General features: G+C 65.2%; 17 protein-coding genes and 1 pseudogene. 11 read left to right on the top strand and 7 right to left on the bottom strand.

Annotation, left to right across the window (positions count from 1 at the left end; genetic code table 11):
- Positions 1–22: 22 nt before the first annotated feature.
- Positions 23–1,813, top strand: coding sequence for a thiamine pyrophosphate-requiring protein (locus tag FYJ28_RS15390; protein ID WP_154579933.1), 1,791 nt, complete (start codon positions 23–25; stop codon positions 1,811–1,813).
- Positions 1,814–1,825: 12 nt separating this feature from the next.
- On the opposite strand, the gene FYJ28_RS15385 is transcribed toward FYJ28_RS15390, so the two are convergent.
- From FYJ28_RS15385 to FYJ28_RS15365, 5 genes are all read right to left on the bottom strand, one after another.
- The gene (locus tag FYJ28_RS15385; RefSeq protein ID WP_154579932.1) at positions 1,826–3,466 is read right to left on the bottom strand and encodes a 5-oxoprolinase/urea amidolyase family protein; all 1,641 of its coding nucleotides are present in this window, start codon (positions 3,464–3,466) and stop codon (positions 1,826–1,828) included.
- Positions 3,450–4,208: a LamB/YcsF family protein gene (locus FYJ28_RS15380; RefSeq protein WP_154579931.1), complete on the bottom strand. Its 759-nt coding sequence runs from the start codon at positions 4,206–4,208 to the stop codon at positions 3,450–3,452. Before FYJ28_RS15380 ends, FYJ28_RS15385 begins: the two co-directional genes overlap by 17 nt.
- A 117-nt stretch (positions 4,209–4,325) precedes the next feature.
- Positions 4,326–5,612, bottom strand: coding sequence for an ammonium transporter (locus FYJ28_RS15375; protein WP_154579930.1), 1,287 nt, complete (start codon positions 5,610–5,612; stop codon positions 4,326–4,328).
- Between the two features lie 244 nt (positions 5,613–5,856).
- Complete coding sequence (locus FYJ28_RS15370; RefSeq protein WP_154579929.1) at positions 5,857–6,453, bottom strand: HdeD family acid-resistance protein; 597 nt, start codon at positions 6,451–6,453, stop codon at positions 5,857–5,859.
- Positions 6,454–6,582: 129 nt separating this feature from the next.
- Entirely contained in the window at positions 6,583–7,260 is a 678-nt protein-coding gene (locus tag FYJ28_RS15365) for a phosphoribosyltransferase family protein (RefSeq protein ID WP_055241509.1), read from the bottom strand.
- 135 nt (positions 7,261–7,395) lie between these two features.
- Here FYJ28_RS15365 and FYJ28_RS15360 point away from each other — a divergent pair, with 135 nt between their 5' ends.
- The 4 genes from FYJ28_RS15360 to FYJ28_RS15345 all read left to right on the top strand — a co-directional run bounded on the left by FYJ28_RS15360 (position 7,396) and on the right by FYJ28_RS15345 (position 12,397).
- Positions 7,396–8,148, top strand: coding sequence for an SDR family NAD(P)-dependent oxidoreductase (locus tag FYJ28_RS15360; RefSeq protein WP_055241511.1), 753 nt, complete (start codon positions 7,396–7,398; stop codon positions 8,146–8,148).
- Between the two features lie 90 nt (positions 8,149–8,238).
- Positions 8,239–9,195 (top strand): ATP-grasp domain-containing protein, encoded by a 957-nt coding sequence (locus FYJ28_RS15355; RefSeq protein ID WP_154579928.1) that lies wholly within the window; start codon positions 8,239–8,241, stop codon positions 9,193–9,195.
- 85 nt (positions 9,196–9,280) lie between these two features.
- Positions 9,281–10,969: a long-chain-fatty-acid--CoA ligase gene (locus FYJ28_RS15350; protein WP_154579927.1), complete on the top strand. Its 1,689-nt coding sequence runs from the start codon at positions 9,281–9,283 to the stop codon at positions 10,967–10,969.
- Between the two features lie 321 nt (positions 10,970–11,290).
- Positions 11,291–12,397, top strand: coding sequence for a YsnF/AvaK domain-containing protein (locus FYJ28_RS15345; RefSeq protein ID WP_154579926.1), 1,107 nt, complete (start codon positions 11,291–11,293; stop codon positions 12,395–12,397).
- Positions 12,398–12,476: 79 nt separating this feature from the next.
- On the opposite strand, the gene FYJ28_RS15340 is transcribed toward FYJ28_RS15345, so the two are convergent.
- The gene (locus tag FYJ28_RS15340; RefSeq protein WP_326831760.1) at positions 12,477–13,190 is read right to left on the bottom strand and encodes a GntR family transcriptional regulator; all 714 of its coding nucleotides are present in this window, start codon (positions 13,188–13,190) and stop codon (positions 12,477–12,479) included.
- A 102-nt stretch (positions 13,191–13,292) separates the two neighbouring features.
- On the opposite strand from FYJ28_RS15340, the gene FYJ28_RS15335 reads away from it, so the two are divergent.
- The 6 genes and pseudogenes from FYJ28_RS15335 to FYJ28_RS15310 form a co-directional block, all read left to right on the top strand.
- Positions 13,293–14,624: an ABC transporter substrate-binding protein gene (locus FYJ28_RS15335; protein ID WP_154579924.1), complete on the top strand. Its 1,332-nt coding sequence runs from the start codon at positions 13,293–13,295 to the stop codon at positions 14,622–14,624.
- 69 nt (positions 14,625–14,693) lie between these two features.
- Complete coding sequence (locus FYJ28_RS15330; protein ID WP_229780508.1) at positions 14,694–15,653, top strand: carbohydrate ABC transporter permease; 960 nt, start codon at positions 14,694–14,696, stop codon at positions 15,651–15,653.
- A gap of 2 nt (positions 15,654–15,655) precedes the next feature.
- A complete protein-coding gene (locus FYJ28_RS15325; RefSeq protein ID WP_082413563.1) occupies positions 15,656–16,576 on the top strand; it encodes a carbohydrate ABC transporter permease in 921 nt (306 codons plus the stop codon).
- A 2-nt stretch (positions 16,577–16,578) separates the two neighbouring features.
- Positions 16,579–17,508 carry a glycosyl hydrolase family 32 gene (locus FYJ28_RS15320; protein WP_154579923.1) on the top strand — a complete coding sequence of 310 codons (930 nt, stop codon included), beginning with the start codon at positions 16,579–16,581 and terminating at the stop codon, positions 17,506–17,508.
- A gap of 163 nt (positions 17,509–17,671) precedes the next feature.
- Positions 17,672–18,187 carry a DUF805 domain-containing protein gene (locus FYJ28_RS15315; protein ID WP_055241523.1) on the top strand — a complete coding sequence of 172 codons (516 nt, stop codon included), beginning with the start codon at positions 17,672–17,674 and terminating at the stop codon, positions 18,185–18,187.
- Positions 18,188–18,270: 83 nt separating this feature from the next.
- Positions 18,271–19,908 (top strand): annotated as a pseudogene (locus FYJ28_RS15310) (proline dehydrogenase family protein); the annotation flags it as partial.
- A gap of 14 nt (positions 19,909–19,922) precedes the next feature.
- On the opposite strand, the gene FYJ28_RS17445 reads toward FYJ28_RS15310, so the two are convergent.
- The coding region (locus FYJ28_RS17445; RefSeq protein ID WP_154579921.1) for an integrase core domain-containing protein at positions 19,923–20,037 on the bottom strand (115 nt) is incomplete at its 5' end.

The raw sequence follows: 20,037 nt of genomic DNA, 5'->3' as shown, positions 1-20,037 counted from the left end.
GCTGACGAACGGAGGAACTTCCATGGGAGAACGGCTCGTAGCGGATGTGATCGTGGACAGGCTTCAGGCCTGGGGCGTGGACCGGATTTTTGGTTACAGCGGCGACGGCATCAACACGGTGCTGGGCGCCCTGCGCCGCTCCGGGTCGCCGGAATTTCTCCAGGCCCGGCATGAGGAGAACGCCGCCTTTATGGCTGTGGGGCACGCAAAGTACACCGGACAGCCCGGCGTTATGCTCTCTACCCAGGGTCCCGGCGCGGTGCACCTGCTCAACGGTCTTTACGACGCGAAGATGGACAGCGTCCCGGTGGTGGCGATCATCGGGCAGCAGTCCCGCAGTGTGCTGGGCTCCGCGTACATGCAGGAAATCGACCTGCTGAACCTCACCCGCGACGTCGCATCCTCCTTCCGGCAGCAGGTCAACAGCCCGGAGCAGGTGCCGCTGGTGCTTGACCGCGCGTTCAAGGCTGCGCTCGCGGACCGGGCACCCGCCGTCGTCATCATTCCCCACGATGTCCAGCAGGCGCCCGCCCCGGAACTTGAGCAGGAACACGGGATCGTCACCAGCGCGCCGGTGTGGAGCCCGCCAAATGTGGTGCCCGCACTGGCTGATCTTGAAGCCGCCGCGGAAGTGATCAACGCCGGCGAACGGGTTGCCTTCCTGGTCGGCCAGGGCGCCCGCGGGGCAGGCCGGCAGGTCGAGGCGCTGGCGCAGAAGATCGGTGCGGGAATCACCACCTCGTTGATGGGCAAGCCGTACGTGGATGAATCCCATCCGCTGGCAGCCGGGGTGATGGGCCATCTGGGAACCAGTGCCAGCGGAACGGTGCTGGGGGAGTGCGACACCCTGGTGATCATCGGCTCAAACGACCCGTGGACTGAGTTTTATCCGCCGCCCGGAGCCGCCCGGGCCGTGCAGATCGACGTGGACGCGGCTGCTATTGGCAATCGCTACCCGGTGGACGTGGCCGTCACCGGGGATGCCGCTGCCGCGCTTGAAGCCCTGGACCTGCTGGTGAAGCCGCGCACTGATTCGCCCTGGCGCAGCCGGGTGGAAGAAGCAGTGCAGAACTGGCACCGGCTTGCGGCGGAACGTGCCGCCACCCCGGCCCATCCGGTCAATCCGGAACTGGCTGTACGTGAACTCAGCGGCCGCCTCCCGGAGAATGCCCAGGTGGCCGTTGACGTCGGCAGCGTTGTCTACTGGTACGCCCGCCAGCTGCGGCTTCCAGCCGGCGTTCCCGCACATCTCTCCAGCACACTGGCGAGCATGGGCTGTTCCATTCCCTACGGGCTGGCCGCGAAGCTGTCCGATCCCGCCCGTGCGGTGGTGGCGCTCTCCGGTGACGGGGCCATGCAAATGGCGGGCCTGTCCGAGCTCATCACCGTCAGCCGGCTCTGGCCGCGCTGGGCGGACCCCCGCTTTGTGCTCATGGTGCTGAATAACGGCGAACTTGCGGAAGTCACATGGGAACAGCGGGAGATGGAGGGCGATCCGCGGTTCGAACAGAGCCAGGCGCTGCCGGACTTCTCCTATGCCCGGTATGCCGAGCTGCTCGGGCTGCAGGGGATCAGGGTCGAAGATCCCTCCCAGATCGCGCCCGCCTGGGATGCCGCACTGGATGCCGACCGGCCCGTGGTGATCGAGGTGATCTCCGATCCGGATGTTCCGCTGCTGCCGCCGTTCGAAGCAGGGCGCCAGAAAGGCAAGGACATGATGGATGCGCTGGTCAAGGAAGGGCCGGATACTGCCCATGCCCGGGAGCTGCTGGAGACGTACCTGCGCCAGGAGGAAAACCTCTCCATCTCCTAGCCTCGTGGCGGTTTAGGCCGGAAGCGTTACGGGGACGAAGCGCACGGCAGTGCCCGGACGCAGCTGGGCAGCCAGATCCAGGTCCGCCTCCAGCACGACGCCGATCACCGGATACCCGCCGGTCACAGGCGCGTCGGCGAGGAAGAGGATTGGCTGTCCTGACGGCGGTACCTGCACCGAGCCGGGAAGCACCGCCTCACTGGCCAGCTCCCCGCTGCGCAGGCAGGGCAGGGGGCTGCCTTCGAACCGGATTCCAACCCGGTTGGACTGCCCGCCGACGGTCCAGTCGCGGGACTCGAACGCACTCGTGCCGTCCGGCCCGAACCAGTCCTGCCTGGGCCCCGGGACGTACCGCAGTTCGGCGAACCCGCCCGGCAGCGGCGGCGGCACTTCGGCATGCCCGACGGCGCTTCCCGGTTCAGCGCCAATGGTGAGCGCGGTCCCCGGTGCCACCGGTTCGGGGCCGAGGCCGGCCAATGTGTCCGTGGATCGGCTGCCCAGCACGGCTGGAATCTCCAGTCCGCCGCGGAATGCGATGTACGTCCGCAGTCCGGCTACGGGTATACCCAGTTCCAGTTCGCTGCCGGCACGCAGCAGGAACGGCCGGTCAGGAAGCATGCCGGCGTTTGGTCCACTGGCATCCTGAACTGTCAGCCCAGCGGAAGCGCCGGTCACGGCCAGCACCAGATCCTGTTCCGCCCGCAGGCGCAGCCCACCGAAAAGCACCTCCAAACCCGCGGCGTCCGGGGTGTTGCCTGCCAGCCGGTTGGCCCGGGCCAGTGCTGAACGGTCCGCGGCCCCGGAGCGGCCGACTCCCACATGGCTGTGGCCCGGGCGCCCCAGGTCCTGCACCGTGACCAGCAGCCCAGTCTCCAGAACCACGGCGTCCGGCCGGGCCTGCAGCCCGGGGTCAGGGTCACTCCGGGCCAGATCGGTGCCCTGCCCCCGGTCGCCGGCAGAACGGGCGGACAGCTCAGCCCGCTCCCGCACCGGGACAAAGCGCACCCGCATGCCGGGCGCGATCAGTGCGGGGAACTCCCGTTCCAGGTCCCAGAGCGGGGCGGAAGTCCGGCCGATCAGCTGCCAGCCGCCGGGTGAGACCCCTGGATAGGCTGCCGAGTATTCACCGGCGAGCGCTACCGAGCCTGCCGGAACTGCCGTGCGCGGCTCGGACCGGCGGGGAACCTGCAGGCGCGGGTCTCCGCCGGTGAGGTAGGCGAATCCCGGTGCGAATCCGCTGAACGCGGCAGTCCAGTGTGCTGCCGTATGTGCCTCAATGACGGCCTGGACTGAGCCCAGGCCGGAGAGCCGGACGACTTCTTCCAGGTCTTCGCCGTCATATACCGTTTCCAGCTCCACCATCCGGGGCTCCTGAGCTTCGTCGGGAAGAGCTTCCCCTGCCAGCTGCCCGGCCCGGGCAGCTGCTTCGCGGGTCTCGGTGCGGGTTGCAAACCTGACCAGCACCGTCCGGGCAGCCGGGACGGCCTCTATCTGGCCGGGCAGCGGGCTGGTGGCGAGCAGGGAATGCAGGGCTGAGGCCTCCGCGGTCCCGGACGTCTCCAGCAGCAGTGCCCGCTCACCGACGGCGCGGACATGGAGCCCGGTTCCGGAAGCGAACCGGGGCGCGGTGCCGGGATTAGATGAAGCTTGCAACGGTGACGCCGTTGGATTCAAGGGCCCCGCGCACAGCCTGTCCCATTGCCACTGCGCCCGGGGTGTCCCCGTGCACGCAGATGCTTTCCGCCGCAACGTCAATCACGGTGCCGTCAGCGGTCTGGATCTTGCCGTCCACTGCCAGCCGCAGCACGTGCTCGGTGATCTCGGCGAGGTCGGTCAGCACGGCTCCGGGCTGTGTGCGGGAAACCAGCGAACCGTCAGGATTGTAGGCACGGTCCGCGAATACCTCGGCGATGGACCGCAGTCCCGCCTGGGCAGCGAGCCGTTCCACGACAGAGCCGGGCAGCACCACCAGCGGCAGTCCCGGGTCCACTGCGCAGACTGCATCGACCACTGCCTGCGCCTGAAGGGGATCGACGGCAATCCGGTTGTACAGCGCGCCGTGCGGTTTCACATAGCTCACCCGGGTGCCGGCGGCCTGCGCCAGGGACTGCAGGGCACCAATCTGGTAGATCACCTCGCCGGTAAGCTCCCCCGGATCCACGTCCAGGGCCCGCCGGCCAAAACCGGAGAGGTCCCGGTATCCGGGATGGGCGCCCACGGCGGTTCCGGCCTGCGCCGCTGCCAGGCAGGCGGCATACATGGTGCCCGCGTCGCCCGCATGAAAACCGCACGCTACGTTGACGCTGGAGACAGCGCCGATCATCGCGGCGTCGTCTCCCAGCGACCAGCGGCCGAACGACTCACCGACGTCGGCATTGAGGTCGATCGTGGCCATGGCCGTCCTTCCGTCAGATCTCCGGGCTCCCAGCTTCGCGTTTTCGCGCGTCATGTTCAACACATGTCAGCAGGCGGCGCCCCGGACACGGGACGCCGCCTGCCAGAGGGCGGGTACCTACGGGCGGGCAGGTGCCCCGAGCTGCGCGGGCTCCTCATCGTTGAAGTACGCGGACTCCGAATGCGCCGCCAGATCGATGCCCTGGACCTCGTGTTCCTCCGGCACCCGCAGACCCATCACCAGATCCAGCACCTTGGCAATGGCCCAGGTGAGAACGAAGGAGTACGCGAGCACGGCCACTGTTGCCACGGACTGGAGTCCCAGCAGGGACCAGCCGCCGCCGTAGAAGAGTCCGCTGACGCCGTTGGGAGCGGCTTCGGTGGCGAAGAAACCGATGAGCAGGGTGCCGATCACACCGCCCACAAGATGGACGCCGACGACGTCGAGGGAGTCGTCATAGCCCAGGCGGAACTTCCACTCGATCGCCAGGGAGCACACCAGGCCGGCAACCGCGCCAATGGCCACAGCACCCAGGGGGCTGACAGCACCGCAGGCGGGGGTAATGGCAACCAGGCCGGAAATCAGGCCCGACGCCGCTCCCAGGGTGGAGGAGCGGCCCAGCCGCAGCCGCTCCATCAGTGCCCATCCCAGCAGGCCGGCTGCTGCCGCGACTGCCGTATTGAGGAAGACCACCGCGGCGGTGTGCCCGGCGCTGAGGGCTGATCCGGCGTTGAAGCCGTACCAGCCCACCCAGAGCAGGCTGGCCCCGAGAATCACCAGCGGACGGTTGTGCGGCTGGCTGATGACGTGCGGCCAGCCGCGGCTGCGGCCCAGCACCAGTGCGAGTGCCAGGGCAGCGACGCCGGCATTCATGTGGACTGCTGTTCCGCCCGCAAAGTCGATGGCGCCGAGGCTGTTGGCAATCCATCCGCCGGTGACGCTGCCGTCCTCACTGTCGAACGCGAAGACCCAATGCGCGACGGGGAAATACACCAGAGCTGCCCAGAGTCCTGCGAAGACCATCCATGCTCCGAACTTCATCCGGCCTGCCGCGGCCCCGGCGACCAGCGCCGTCGTGACGCAGGCGAACATGAGCTGGAAAGCAGCGAAAAGCGCAACGGGCAGCGCAGCTGCGGGGTCCTCGGTGAGCAGTCCTTCCAGGCCAAGGAACTCCAGCGGGTTGCCTAGAACGCCCAGGGGAGTGAGCGAGTTGCCGAAGGCAGCGGAGTAGCCAAAGAGCACCCACAGGACGGCAACCAGGCTGGCACCGCCGAAACACATCATCATCATGTTGAGGATCCGGCGTGATCCGACCATCCCGCCGTAGAAGAAAGCGATACCGGGAATCATGAGGCAGACCAGTGCTGAGCTGGCCAGCAGCCAGGCCGTGTTTCCAGAATCCATGAGCGGCTCCAATCCGGGTGCGGACCGGCGTGTATAGCCGGTGCGGGATTTGTTGAGACCGAGACTGGGGTGCGGCCGCAGGAAGTGGCCGCACCCCAGAATAGGAACCGCTGTGTTACAGCCGGGAGCGCCGGCAGGTTAGCACTGTGTTAACAGCCGCTGGGAGGCTGCTGGGCAATGGCTGAACACCACGGGAGGAACCGCTGCAGGGACGTTGGCTCCGGTGGGGTGCCCGTGGGGGGAATCAGGCAGTGGGGACACTGCCCCGTCCGAAGGTAATGGCCCGTACCAGCTGCACCACGCCAAGGACCACCAGGAAGATGCCGCCAAAGATGACCAGGGCAGCCAGGGACGCAACCGGGAGGAACAGGACCACGATTCCGGCCACAACGCTGAGGATGCCGAAGGTGATTGCGTACCAGCGCGATCCGCCTGATTCGATCTCCGCGAAGGCCATGATCCCCTCGATGATCCAGGCGATTCCCACCAGCATGCCCAGGACAGCCAGGGAAGAGAGGGGGTTGCGGATGGCCACAATGCCCACAATGAACAACAGCAGGCCAACGATGATGTTCAGTACCCGAAGCCCCGGAGTCATGGCGGAGATGATTCCGCTGACCACGCGCAGGCCGCCGGAGATGAGGAAGTACAAGCCGAAGAAGAAGGCGATCACCGAGAGCGTGGCTTCCGGCCAGAAAAGCACCAGGAGGCCCAGGATCAGGGATACGACGCCGGAAATACCGAAACCTGTCCGCACTGCGTTAATGGTCCGGGACGACAGGTCGCTGGTATCGAGTCCCAGCCCTCCCCAGCCGTAAAACGCACCGTTGGTCATGGACATGACTAGCCTCCTGCGTTCTCGGGTGTTCTCGGATTCGTTCCCCCAGGCCCTTCGGATTATCCTCCTGGCCCCGGAGGCAAGACCAGCATCCATACGCGTTTCGGGCAGCGGACGGGAGGAACAGCTGTCCTAGGTGATGCCCAAGAGTGAGCGGACCTCGTCCTCCGGCGTTTGGCCGAAGCGCCGGTAGGCGGAGCCAACGGCGGGCAGTCCGCTGTCCGGCCAGGGCAGCACGACGTCGTCGGCGGCCGCAGCGATGCTGGTGGCGGCGGAACAGGACATGGGTGCTGCAGCTATCAGCCAGGCGGGGTGCAGGCTGCGCACTGCAGTGAGCGCGGCGCGCATGGTCGCACCCGTAGCCACGCCGTCGTCCACCACTATGACGGTGCCTCCGGCGATCTTCTGCGGCCCGCGGCTGCCCCGGAACCGGGCGGCCCGCCGCAGGAGCTCCCTGCGCTCGGCGGCCAGAACCGAATCCAGGGCAGCCTGCCCGTCCGGTGCGGCAGCGGAGAGCCAGGACCGGACGATTTCCTGGTTCCACACTTCGGCTGCCTCGCCGCCTGCTTCAGCCACTGCCCCTGCCGCAAGTTCAGGCTGGCGGGGATGGCCCACCTTCCGGACCAGGACCACGTCCAGGGGCGCGCCCAGGGCAGCGGCCGCTTCGGCCGCAACCGGCACCCCTCCGCGGGGCAGGCCCAGGACCAGCAGGTTCTCCCGGCCCCTGTAGCCCTCCAACGCGGTGGCCAATACCCGGCCGGCGTCCTGCCGGTCGGCGTAGGGAAAAGGATGGCTGGCCTGCTGGCCCATGGTTCTCCTGAAGACAGACGGTCCGGGCGCCTGTTTCTCCACGGTAGGTACCGCCCCGGCCTCCGGCAATGCCCACACGAATGCTGCCGGAATGGCGCGTTGCCAAACACCTCGCCGCGTAGCAGGCTGGGGCGCATGACTGAAACGGCAGTAATTACCGGCGCAACAGCGGGACTCGGCGCGGAGTTCGCGCGGGCACTGGCCGAACGCGGCTACAACGTGGTCCTGACTGCACGGGATAAGGAAAGACTTCAGTCCAAGGCCGACGAACTCGCCGCCCGCTACCATGTGGAGGCTTCGGTGCTTCCCGCGGACCTTTCAACCAGCGAAGGCGTTCAGGATGTCGCGGCGAGAGTGGGCCGGCCGGACGTCGCTGTGCTGGTCAACAATGCCGGATACGGCCTCAAGAACGACTTCCACGCGAATCCGGTCCAGACCGAGATCGACCACCTGAATGTGCTGGTCCAGGCACCGCTGCTGCTCAGCCACGCAGCCGTGAACTCGATGCTTGAGCGCGGCGGCGGGCGGATCATCAACGTGGCTTCAGTTGCCGGGTTCATCCCCCGCGGGACCTACAGCGCAGCGAAGTCCTGGGTGATCAACTTCAGCCGCTGGGCCAACCTGCACTATGCCTCCCGCGGAATCTCCGTGACCGCCGTGTGCCCCGGCTTTGTCCACACCGAATTCCATGAGCGGATGCAGATGGACAAAACGCTGTACCCCAAATGGATGTGGCTGGATGCGGACCGAGTGGTACGGGAAGGCCTCGCTGACGCCTTCGCCGGCAAGGGAGTCTCGGTGCCGTCGAAGCGGTACAAGGTGCTCGCCGCCGTGGGAAGCCGCGGCCCGCAGGGACTGATTGCCAAAATCGGTGGTCGCGGGCGCTGACAGTACCGGTTCCGGCCGGAAACTGGAAAGGGGCGTTCCCCCTTTCCAGTAGGCTTCCAACCACGCACCATCGCTGTGAAAGGTTTGAAAATGGCATTGCCCGTGTACGCCCTGCATGAGAACCCCGAGTGGTTTCCGCCCTTCGCGAAGGCCTTCGAGGCTGAAGGTGTGGAGGTACACGAATGGCTGCTGACCGACGGCGTGCTGGACCTTGACGCCGCCCCTCCGGAAGGCATCTTCTGGTCGCGGATCAGCGCCTCATCCCACACCCGTGGACATTCTCTTTCCAAGGACTACGCCCGCGCGGTGCTGGCGTGGCTGGAAGCCCACGGACGGCGCACCGTCAACGGGCGGCGCGTCCTTGAACTTGAAATGAGCAAGGTGGACCAGCTCACCGCACTGCGCGCCGCCGGTATCGAAACACCCCGGACCGTGGCAGCCATTGGCCGCAGCCAGATCCTGGCGGCAGCCAAGGAATTTCCGGTGCCGTTTATCCTCAAGCACAACCAGGGCGGCAAGGGCCTGGGCGTGCGCAAATTCGAGTCCCACGGCGAGCTGGCGGACTACGTTGCTTCCGCCGATTTTGAGGAACCGCAGGACGGAATCACCCTGGTGCAGGAATTTATCCAGGCCGCTGAGCCGTTCATCAGCCGGGTGGAACTGGTAGGCGGGAAGTTCGTCTACGCGATCAGTGCCGACACCGCCCGCGGCGGTTTCCAGCTCTGCCCTGCGGACGCCTGCGCCATCGACCCGGCCACGGGAACGCCGATTATGCCGCCCGGCGCATCGATTGCCCCCGACCCTGATACCCAGCTCTTCAGCCTGCGGGAAGGCTTCGACCACCCCATCATCGCCAGGTATGAGGACTTCGCCCGCCGCATGAACCTGGAAGTGTGCGGGATCGAGTTCATTGAGGCTGCTGACGGGCGGGTGCTCACCTATGACGTGAATACCAACACCAACTACAACGCGGCCGTCGATGCCGCCGCGCCGGTCTCTGCCCCGCGGCAGCTCGCGCGGTACCTGGGCGGGCTCGCTTCACGGTAAAGGCGATACCCGGACCTGCACTTTTCACTGTCCATGCGGCGACTGGAATATAGTCGAAAAGTACCGAAACTAAGGAGCTCCTTCCATGACCGCTGCCCAAGAACCGCTCTGGGTGAAGCACTACCAGCCCGGCGTACCGGCAGAAATCGAACTGCCGACCGAGTCCCTGACCGCCATGGTGGAGGACGCCGTGGCACGGTTCGGGCCCAAAATCGCGCTGGAGTTCTTCGGTGCCGAAACCACGTATGAGCGGCTCGGAGACCAGATCAACCGGGCAGCCGAAGGGCTGCGGAAACTCGGCGTCCGCAAGGGCCACCGGGTGGCGATCATCCTGCCGAACTGCCCGCAGTACCTCATTGCTTTCTACGCCGTGCTGCGGCTGGGCGGAGTCGTCGTCGGGCACAATCCGCTGTACACGGAGCGAGAGCTGCGGCACCAGTTCGAGAACCACGGTGCGCAGGTGGCCATTGTCTGGGACAAGGCTGTCGAGAAGATCCAGGATTTCCCGGACGACGTCGCTGTTCCGAGCATCGTCGCCGTGGACATCACCAAGGCCATGCCCCGCCTGAAGCGGATCGGCCTGCGCCTGCCGATCCCTTCCATCCGCCGCACCCGGGCCGGCCTCACCACCAAAACAGAGCACACCATCCCCTGGGAGAAACTGCTCGACAGTGATCCGATCGACCCGAAACACCCGAAGCCGGCGGTCACGGACCTGGCCGCACTGCAGTACACCTCCGGGACCACGGGCATGCCCAAGGGCGTAATGCTTACCCATTACAACCTCCGCTCCAATGCCCTGCAGGGCCAGGCCTGGATGCACGGGGCGAAGGAGGGCGAAGAGGTCATTTACGGCGTGCTGCCCATGTTCCATGCCTTTGGCCTGACGCTGTACCTCACCTTCGCAATGCTCACCGGTTCGAGGCTGGTGCTGTTCCCGAAGTTCGACGTGGACCTGGTGCTGGATGCGGCGAAGAAGTCCAAGCCGACTGTCTTCTGTGCCGTGCCGCCGATTTACGAGAAGGTCGCTCTTGAATCAAAGAAGCGCGGCATAGACATCTCCACCATCCGATATGCAATTTCCGGTGCCATGACTCTCTCGGCGAAGACCGTGGAGATCTGGGAGGAAGTCTCCGGCGGCCTGCTGGTTGAAGGCTACGGCCTGACTGAATCCTCTCCGGTGGCGCTGGGCAACCCGTTCGCGGAGACCCGCCGGAACGGAACCATCGGTGTGCCGTTCCCCAGCACCCGCATGCGTGTGGCCGATCCGGAGGACCTCTCCCGGGACGTTCCCCAGGGCGAGTCCGGCGAACTGCTGATCAAGGGACCGCAGGTTTTCTCCGGGTACTGGAACAACCCCGAGGAAACCGAAGAGGTGCTGACCGAGGACGGCTGGCTCCGCACCGGGGACATTGTCACCGTGGACGAAGACGGCTTCGTGAAGGTAGTGGACCGCCGCAAGGAACTGATCATCACCGGCGGGTTCAACGTTTCCCCTTCCGAGGTTGAGGAAGTCCTCCGCAGCAACCAGGGCATTTCCGACGTCGCCGTTGTGGGCCTTCCCCGGGGTACCGGCGGAGAGCAGGTGGTGGCAGCCGTCATCATGCAGCCGGACACGGAACTGGACGAGCAGGCACTGCGGGCCTTCTGCCGCGAGCGGCTGACGCCGTACAAGGTTCCCCGCCGCATTGTCGCTATCGATGAGCTGCCCAAGTCCATGCTGGGCAAGGTGCTGCGCAAGCAGGTGCGTGAATCTTTGCAGGACTCGCTCTAGTCCCTCCTTCCACGGCGGGTTCCTTCGCATCCACGGAGGAGCCCGCTTTTTGCTGCAGCTTTTGGTCCCGTGGTGTACCCGGTTTCCTATTGACGCGGTTCCACGCAGGCAGTGGAATGATAAGCAGGCTTGGCAATTCAGGCCCGGCCGGAGAAATGGCCATAGGGAGCCAGGACCTGCACCGGTAAAGCAGGGTGGAGAACACCTTCGCTCACCGTGATCCCGCCGCCGCGGGCGGAAGCGGCTGGAACGGGTTCTGGTTCGGAATCGTGATCGCTGTGCCGGGCCCCCGGCGCAGACGCTGCCGAAGGAGAACACACGATGATCAGCAATGAGCAGGTCGAAGGACTCATGGCCGCTTCGGGGAACGTACTCGGTCCCAACGGCGACAAAATCGGATCAGTGGGAACGTTCTACCTCGATGACCAGACCAACGAACCGGCCTGGGTTACCGTCAACACCGGCCTCTTTGGTACCAGCGAGACGTTTGTCCCGCTCAGTGAGGCAAGCGTGGAGGGCATCGACGTCCTGGTGCCTTACTCCAAGGATGAGGTGAAGAACGCGCCGCAGATCGCCAGTGACGGCTCTATTAGCGCTGAGGAGGAAGTGACCCTCTACCGCTATTACGGGTTCACCTATGACGACGGAACGTCGGACGTCGATTCGGTGGACGCGGATGCAGGAACGGACACACTCGTCGAATCGGACACGGAGACGGTTTCCGATACCAGCGGAACCCGTTCGGGTTTGGTTGATGACACACAGTCCGGCTCCGGGGTGGGTTCAGGATCCGGCATGGGCTCCGGATCAGGCCTGGGTTCAGGCACCGGCTCAGGTATGGGTTCGGGGTCCGGAACGGGCGTCGGCTCGGGGGCGGGCACATCGGGAACAACCGGGATGTCCGGCACATCGGGTTCAGGAATCGACGACGCCATGACGCGCTCCGAGGAGAAACTCGACATTGGCACCGAACGTCATGAGACCGGGCGGGCCAGGCTGCGGAAATACACCGTAACTGACACGGTCACCACCGAGGTGCCGGTCAGTCACGAAGAAGTGGTGATCGAACGCGAACCGATCACCGATGCGAACCGCGACGCAGCGATGAGCGGCCCGGAGATCCGGGAAGATGAGTACGAGGTCACGCTGCACAGCGAAGAGCCCGTGGTCCAGAAGCACACCGAACCGGTGGAGCGGATCCGGCTGGACACCGAAACCGTCACCGACACGGAAACCGTTTCCGGAGACGTGCGCAAGGAGAAGATCGACACCGAGGTGGAGGACGCTTCGGGGCGGACCATGTCTGCGGGCAGCGAGAGCGGCTCCGGTTCAGGGCAGGAATCCGGGCACCACAGCTCCGGACACCATGACTCCGGTTCGGGGCATGATTCCGGTTCCGGCAGCTCGGGATCAGGCGGTTCACGCTAGCCATTCGGCTGGATAAACAGTCCTTTTACGGAACCCCGCCGGCTCAGTGCCGGCGGGGTTTCACCGTGTGGGCTGTGGTTTAGTCCCGGTGGCGCCGGGCCTGGAAGCGGAACCTGTCGCCGCGGAACACCGAACGCGTCCACTCCGCGGGCGTATCCCCGGCAAGACCCAGCCTGTGGATAAGCAGCAGCGGGAAGCCCATTTCCAGGCCAAGCAGCCGCACGTCTTCCGGTCCGGCCAGCTGGGTTTCCACGGTGTCCTCGGCATCCGTAATGCGAATGCCGTAGCTCTCCTGGAGTGCGGCATAAAGCGAACCGCTGTGGGCCAGTGCGTCGGCAAGTTGCGGCAGTTCACCCGGGAGAAGCGCCGTCTCATGGGCCAGCGGTTCCTCGTTGATGAGGCGGATACGTTCAACCCGGGTTAACGGCGCACCGGCGGGTTGCTGAAGCCGATGTGCCGCTTCGCCTTCTGCAGGCACGGTGGAAATGCCCAGTAGCTCGGAGGATGTACGAAGGTGCTGGGCCGCGGCGTCCTCGGTGAAGGAAGTCAGCTGGCGGACATAGGTTGGACGGTTGTGGGCCACGAATGTGCCGTGGCCCTGGGTCCGGTCCAGTACGCCTTCCGCAACAAGTTCTGCGATGGCCTGCCTGACCGTGGTTCGGGAGGTTCCGTACTCAGCGGCAAGGGCCCGTTCAGTGGAAATGAGCGTGCCGGGTTCCCCTTTCGCGGCCAGGGCGCGAATCCGCTCCTTGAGTACGTAGTACTTCGGAGCGGGATGGGAATGTGACGTCACGGCTTCAGCATAGCGATTGACTCTCAAATTGGTCTAGGCCAAACTGAACGACATTGACAGCCCACTTGCTTATGGCATGGGGAACCTACGGGAAGGGCGGAAATGCGTTCAAGAAGGAAGACCCGGCTGCGCGCCGGATCGATGGGGGCCGCCGGCGTAGCGCTGGCTCTGGTGCTGACGGCATGCGGCGGCAATGGTGAGGCCGGCAATGAAGCCGATGGCACGCTGGAAGTCTGGGCCCACTCCGGCCAGGCCTCCGAGGCGGAAGCACTGCAGAGCCTGGTGGATCAGTTCAACGATGCCAATGAGGACATCACGGTCGAACTGACGCTGGTGCCTGAAGCTGACTACACCAGCACTGTTCAGGCCACCAAGGCCGAGGACCTGCCGGACATCATGGAAATGGATGCTCCGACCATGGCTTCCTTCGTCTACGACCGCAAGCTGGTCCCGCTCGAGGGGATCGTCTCCGAAGAGGTCCTGGAGAACCGGATCGGCGGTGTGAAGGAGAGCGGCACCTACAACGGTGAAACCTACGCGGTTGGCATGTTCGACGTCGGACTTGGGCTCTGGGGCAATGCCTCCCTGCTCGAAGCGGCAGGCCTCGAAGCTCCGGCAACTGCCGGGGAAGCCTGGACCGTAGAAGAATTCCGGTCCAACCTGGCCAAGCTGGCCGAGGTCAGCCCTTCGGGTAACGCGATCGACCTCGGTGAAGCGAACTCCTTCGCCGCAGAATGGGGTCTGTTCACCACCAGCCCCAACCTGTGGTCGGCCGGCGGCACGCTGATGAAGGACGGCAAGGCTGAAGGCGTGCTCAATTCCCAGGAGAACGTCGACGCGCTGACCGAATGGTCTTCCTGGAAGGAATACACGGATCCGAACACCAGCGGCACTGCGTTTCAGGAAGGTCAGGTAGCCCTGACCTGGACCGGTAACTGGATGTACCCCGGCTTCAGCGAGGCGCTCGGTGAAGACCTGGTGCTGATGCCACTGCCTGACTTCGGCAACGGCACCAAGGCCGGCCATGGCTCGTGGCAGTGGGGTGCCACCCCTGCCGCCGAAGGCAACGAGGAAGCTGCCGGCGCGTTCCTGGACTTCCTGATGTCGGATGAGGCCATCACCGCCATGACCGACGCCAATGCCGCGATCCCGGGCAGCACCTCTGCCCTGGAAACCAGTGAACTCTACGGCGACGGCAAGCCGCTGGCCCTCTTCGCGGACAACCTCGCCTCCGCCTGTGGTTCGGAGGACGTCACCGCCGAGTGCATCGCCGTCGCCCGCCCGGTAACCCCGGGCTACCCAACGGTCACCAGTTCCGTTGGCAGCGCCCTGCTCGCCATTTGGGGCGGTGCGGACGTGAAGGAAGAGCTGGACAAGGCGGCGCGCGCCATCGACTCCGACTTCACCGACAACAACGGCTACGAAGACGAATAATCCCAGCTGCGGCGGGGCCGGGCACGCGCAGTGCCCGGCCCCGCCCAAAGCGGGATGGAGGAATCCGTCATGACCACCACGTCACTGCTGCCGCCCAAGAGCGGAACGCCGGAAACGCCTGCGCGTCCGGCCAGGCGCCGCGGCGCCGCCGGGCCTGCCATGGCCGCCCCGGCCATGCTGCTGCTTATCCTGTTCGTGGCGGTGCCGTTTGTGGCCGCCATCGGGTTTTCGCTCTACAACGTCCGGCTCGGTGATCCCCGCGAACCAAACTTCATGGGTTTCACCCAATACGCCCGCATCCTGACAGACCCGGATGTCTCCGCCCAGTTCCTTAGTTCTCTTGGGCACAACCTGATCTTCGCCGTCATTGTGGTCCCCGTGCAGACCGCACTGGCGCTGGCCCTGGCCATGCTGGTGAAGCGGGCGCTGCCGGGTATGGCGGTATTCCGAGCGGTGTACTTCCTGCCCGTGATTTTCCCGATGGCGCTGGTGGCGATCATCTGGCGGCTGATCCTGGCCCGCGGCGACCAGGGCCTGCTTAATGCCACGCTCAATTTCTTCTCCGGCGGCAATTTCGGCGCCCAGGACTGGCTCGGCTCGGAGCTGACCGCCCTGGGATCGGTGATCGTGCTGTCCATTTGGCAGGGCTGCGGCTTCCAGATGGTAATCCTTCTGGCTGCCCTCCAGCAGGTGCCCGGTGAGCTGTACGAGGCGGCTGAGCTGGACCGCGCCAACGGCTGGCAGCGGCTGCTGCACGTTACCCTTCCAGGCATCCGTACCACGCTCGTCTTTGTAGCGCTCTACACGACCATCCTCTCGCTGCGCGTCTTCGACCAGATTTATGTTTTGGCCAAATCCGGCGGGGGCCTCAACGAGGACGCCACACGCACCGTCATGTATCAGGCCGTCACCGCAGCCTTTGACCAGAACAACATTGGCCGCGCCAGCGCCATCTCCGTGGTCTTCTTCATCCTGGTGCTGATCCTGTCCCTGATCCAGCGCCGACTCACGCGCGAACGGGAGGCCTAGGCATGGCAACCACTATCCAAAACAGCGGACCACGGAACAGTGCTGCTCCGGCAGGAACTCCCGCCGCACCCCGGCTGCGCCGAAGCAGCCCGCGGCACCGCGCCGGTATCACCGTGCACTACTTCGCCCTGGTCATCACCAGCCTGGTGTTCCTGGCACCGGTCGCGTACATGGTCGCTGCGTCCTTCGCTCCGGCGTCGGACACGCTGGCAGGCTTCAAGGTCTTCGACGTCTCCCACTGGGGCCTGCACAACTATTCGGGTGTCACCGCGAGCCTGTCCTCGGACAGCACCGGACACCTCTGGCGGTTCTTTTTGGTTTCCTTCACGGTGACCGTCGCCGTCGTCGGCCTCGGTTTGGTGGTGAACTCGATGGCCGCGTTCGCACTGTCCCGCTTGGAGTGGAAGGGCAGGGGGATTGCACTGCTGGGCATCCTGATGCTGCTGATCGTGCCCTTTGAAGCGGTCGCCGTCCCCATGTTCTACCTGTACAACGACGCACGGAACACGCTGTGGATACAGATCGTCCCGTTCATCGGCAACGCCCTCTCGATCTTCCTGTTCTATTCATTCTTCTCCGGCATCCCGCGCAGCATTGACGAGGCAGCCCGGCTGGACGGTGCCGGACCGTGGCGGATCTTTGCGCTGATCATCGCTCCGATGAGCAAGCCGGTCTACGCGTCTGTGGCCATCCTGACCTTCCTCACCCAGTGGGGCGCCTTCCTCTGGCCTGTGCTGATGGTCTCCGAACCCAACCTGCGGCCGCTGCCGCTGCAAATCAGCGTGTTCGCAGGCCAGCTGCCCCCTGCCTGGGGGCAGGTAATGGCCTTCGGCGTACTGCTGGTGCTGCCGGTACTCGTTGTGTTCCTGCTCTTCCAGCGCTGGTTCATTGAAGGCGTCGCCTCCTCCGCGGTGAAGGGATAAACATGGTCTTCCGCCTCAACGACCACTGGGCCTGGGACAGCTGGCTGGCTGACGACGGCGAGCAGTACCACCTGTTTTTCCTGCGCGCCTCCCGTGCCCTGCAGGATCCACTGCGCAGGCACTACCGCGCGTCGATCGGCCATGCCGTTTCGAACGATCTGGAGGACTGGGAGCTGCTGCCGGATGCCCTGGTGGCTGCCGACGGTCCGGCCTGGGATGACCTGGCCACGTGGACCGGATGCACGGTGCAGGGTGCGGACGGGCGCTGGCATCTTTTCTACACGGGTGTAAGCCGGGCAGAGAATGGACTGCAGCAGCGGATCGGAATGGCCGTTTCGGAGGACATGGTGACGTGGACGCGCCGGGACCGTCCGCCGCTGGAGGCGGACCCGCGCTGGTACGAGAAGCTGGGGGAGGGGACCTGGCCGGATGAAGCCTGGCGGGATCCGTTTGTGTTCTGGGATGAAGACACCGCACTGTGGCACATGCTCGTGACGGCCCGTTCCCGCGAAGGCGACCCGGCCGGCCGTGCGGTAGTGGGCCACGCGGTCAGCCCGGATCTGGAGGACTGGGAAGTCCGCCCGCCGTTGTCGGGTCCGGCCGGGTTCGGCGAGATGGAAGTCATCCAGTCCCGGATAGTGGACGGACAGCCGGTGCTGATCTTTTCCTGCCTGCCCGAATTCGCTCCCGGCGTGGATGCGCCGCGTGTTCCCACCGGAACCTGGATTGCTCCGGGCGGATCACTTTTGGGTCCGTGGAAACTGGAGGAGAGCGCCGAATTTTATCTCGAAGGCATCTACGCGGCCCAGCTGGTTCAAAAGCGCGACGGCGAATGGGTCTTGTTCGGATTCCAGAACGGCAGTTTTACGGGGGAGATTTCAGGCCCAACGACGCTAAAGGAACTGACGAACGGCGCACCGCTCTTCAGCTGAACCGCCTGCGGCCACTGCCCGGGTGGAGAGAATTATGCGTCCGCATGAACATAGCTCTGACCTGCGATATCGGGTTCGACGACAGCAAATCCGTGGGCTATGATCCGATCGCCAGCCCGCGCACTAAGCAGGCTTCATTTTCTACTCACAGGGGGAAATTCGAATGTCACAGCACTCTGCACCCAACCCGTACACGCCGGCCCAGCCCGGCACCACAGACCTGTCCCAGCCGCTCTATGGCGCAGGCATTGGAGATGCCGTCAAGCGGTTCTTCAAGAAGTACGCCACCTTCTCCGGCAGGGCGAGCCGCAGCGAATACTGGTGGTGGATGCTGGTGAACTTCGTTGTCATCACCGCGCTGGTCATCTGGATGTTCGCGGCGGCAGCCGGCAGCGTGGATCCGGTGACCGGCGAACTGGAAGGTACCGGCTTTTTGTTCCCCTACGCGCTGATTGGCCTCTGGTCGCTGGCCACCCTGGTGCCGAGCCTCGCGCTGACGGTGCGGCGCCTGCACGACGGCGGGTTCAACGGCTGGCTGATCCTGCTTGGTCTGATTCCGGGTGTGGGCGGCATTGCCATCCTTGTCTTCTCCCTGATGCCCAGCAAGCCGGAAGGCGCCCGGTTCGACGCCGGCGCCCAGCAGTACGGCGCGTACCCGCAGGCACCGTACCAGTCCTAGCCATCCAAGGACCCGGGGAGCATAACCGCAGGTGAAACGGGGTGCCCCTTCCGATTGGGAGCAAAGACTCCAATACTGGGAGGATGACCCACACCACATCGCCACACCCCGGCAATGGTGCCCCCTACAGCTCCGCTTCCGAATCCGCCAACCTCGCGGAGGAATCCATCCAGCTGGTTCGAACCTGGCTCGCAGAGGCGTCCACTCTCGAAGTGGACGCCTCTGCTGCGCAGCTGGCCGGTGTCCTCAAGGACCCCGGCGGCCTCGGCTTTACCGTCGGCTTCGTTGACGGGGTGATCCGTCCCGAAGACCTGCAGGTCGCTGCCCGGAACCTCGCCAACCTTGCCCCCCAGGTTCCCGGATTCATTCCCTGGTATTTGAAGGCCGCCGTACGTACTGGCGGAGTGCTGGGTCCGGCCGTTCCGTCAGTTGTGGTCCCCGCTGCCAGGCGGGCGTTGCGGAGCATGGTGGGTCACCTGATCATTGACGCTTCCGAGGACCGTCTGGGCCAGTCCATCGCCAGGCTGCGCCGCGACGGTGTCCGGCTGAACATGAACCTGCTCGGCGAAGCAGTGCTGGGCCGCCGGGAAGCTGAACGGCGGCTGGAAGGTACCCGCCGGCTGCTGGAGCGCAGCGACGTCGACTACGTCAGCATCAAGGTCTCATCCACTGTGGCTCCCCACGCGCCGTGGGCCTTCAACGAAGCCGTCGCCGACGTGGCGGAAACCCTTGCCCCGCTTTACCGGCTGGCAGCAGGATCCCCCCGCCCCAAGTTCATCAACCTGGACATGGAGGAGTACAAGGATCTTGAGCTGACCATAGCGGTCTTCATGGAACTACTGTCCCGGCCCGAGTTCCATAACCTTGAAGCGGGCCTGGTGCTCCAGGCCTACCTGCCTGATGCGCTGGCCGCCATGCAGCGGCTGCAGGAGTTCGCCGCTTCCCGCCGTGCCGCCGGGGGTGCACCCATCAAGGTGCGGCTGGTCAAGGGTGCCAACCTTCCCATGGAGCAGGTGGAGGCTTCCCTGCACGGGTGGCCGCTGGCCACCTGGGGGTCAAAGCTCGAAACGGATGCGAACTACAAGCGCGTCCTCGACTACTCGCTCCACCCTGAACGGATCCGCAACGTGCGGGTCGGCGTCGCCGGACACAACCTGTTCGACATCGCGTATGCCTGGCTGCTCGCCGGAGCCCGCGGAGTCCGGGACGGCATTGACGTGGAGATGCTGCTCGGGATGGCCACTGCGCAGGCCGAAGTGGTCAAGAGGGAGGTCGGTTCACTGCTGCTCTACACACCCGTGGTGCACCCGCAGGAGTTCGACGTCGCCATTGCCTACCTGGTGCGGCGGCTGGAAGAAGGCGCCAGCAGCGAGAACTTCATGTCCGCAGTCTTTGACCTGGCGGAGGAGGAAAAGCTCTTCGAACGCGAAAAGCAGCGGTTCCTGGATTCCCTGGCGGCTGCGGACAGCAGTGTTCCCACGCCCCGGCGACAGCAGGACCGTACCCTGTCCCCCGAGCCCGGGCCGGAGGAATTCGGGAACACCCCGGACACCGATCCTTCGCTCCCAGCCAACCGGGGCTGGGGACGGGACATCCTGTCCCGGGTGCCGGGATCAGATCTCGGCCTTGGCCTCCTGGCCGCGTCACGCGTCGAAACCGAAGAACAGCTCGAAGAAGTCATGACCGGAGCGGCGGCCGCCCAGGCAAGCTGGGCGGCCCTAGGTGTACCCGGCCGTCAGGTTGGTAGCAGTCGGCTGATGGGTGGTTTGCCTCCGAGTGCGCTATGGCGTCGTTCATTGTTGTAGTGCTCGAGCCATGGTGCAAGTGCTGCTGTGCGTTCCTGGTTGCTG

The sequence above is a fragment of the Arthrobacter sp. BL-252-APC-1A genome, from assembly GCF_009696625.1.
Classification (GTDB): Bacteria; Actinomycetota; Actinomycetes; order Actinomycetales; family Micrococcaceae; genus Arthrobacter_B.
The sequence above is the reverse complement of the archived record's forward strand: the minus strand, read 5'-3'. Positions and strand labels throughout refer to the sequence as shown.

Excerpts from the sequence above, each read along its gene's own strand:
- FYJ28_RS15350 (WP_154579927.1), top strand. The coding sequence starts at position 9,281 with ATGACCGCTGCCCAAGAACCGCTCTGGGTGAAGCACTACCAGCCCGGC.
- FYJ28_RS15315 (WP_055241523.1), top strand. The coding sequence starts at position 17,672 with ATGTCACAGCACTCTGCACCCAACCCGTACACGCCGGCCCAGCCCGGC.
- FYJ28_RS15375 (WP_154579930.1), bottom strand. The coding sequence starts at position 5,612 with ATGGATTCTGGAAACACGGCCTGGCTGCTGGCCAGCTCAGCACTGGTC.
- FYJ28_RS15345 (WP_154579926.1), top strand. The coding sequence starts at position 11,291 with ATGATCAGCAATGAGCAGGTCGAAGGACTCATGGCCGCTTCGGGGAAC.
- FYJ28_RS15360 (WP_055241511.1), top strand. The coding sequence starts at position 7,396 with ATGACTGAAACGGCAGTAATTACCGGCGCAACAGCGGGACTCGGCGCG.
- FYJ28_RS15320 (WP_154579923.1), top strand. The coding sequence starts at position 16,579 with ATGGTCTTCCGCCTCAACGACCACTGGGCCTGGGACAGCTGGCTGGCT.
- FYJ28_RS15365 (WP_055241509.1), bottom strand. The coding sequence starts at position 7,260 with ATGGGCCAGCAGGCCAGCCATCCTTTTCCCTACGCCGACCGGCAGGAC.
- FYJ28_RS15355 (WP_154579928.1), top strand. The coding sequence starts at position 8,239 with ATGGCATTGCCCGTGTACGCCCTGCATGAGAACCCCGAGTGGTTTCCG.
- FYJ28_RS15370 (WP_154579929.1), bottom strand. The coding sequence starts at position 6,453 with ATGTCCATGACCAACGGTGCGTTTTACGGCTGGGGAGGGCTGGGACTC.
- FYJ28_RS15390 (WP_154579933.1), top strand. The coding sequence starts at position 23 with ATGGGAGAACGGCTCGTAGCGGATGTGATCGTGGACAGGCTTCAGGCC.
- FYJ28_RS15330 (WP_229780508.1), top strand. The coding sequence starts at position 14,694 with ATGACCACCACGTCACTGCTGCCGCCCAAGAGCGGAACGCCGGAAACG.
- FYJ28_RS15380 (WP_154579931.1), bottom strand. The coding sequence starts at position 4,208 with ATGGCCACGATCGACCTCAATGCCGACGTCGGTGAGTCGTTCGGCCGC.
- FYJ28_RS15325 (WP_082413563.1), top strand. The coding sequence starts at position 15,656 with ATGGCAACCACTATCCAAAACAGCGGACCACGGAACAGTGCTGCTCCG.
- FYJ28_RS15335 (WP_154579924.1), top strand. The coding sequence starts at position 13,293 with ATGCGTTCAAGAAGGAAGACCCGGCTGCGCGCCGGATCGATGGGGGCC.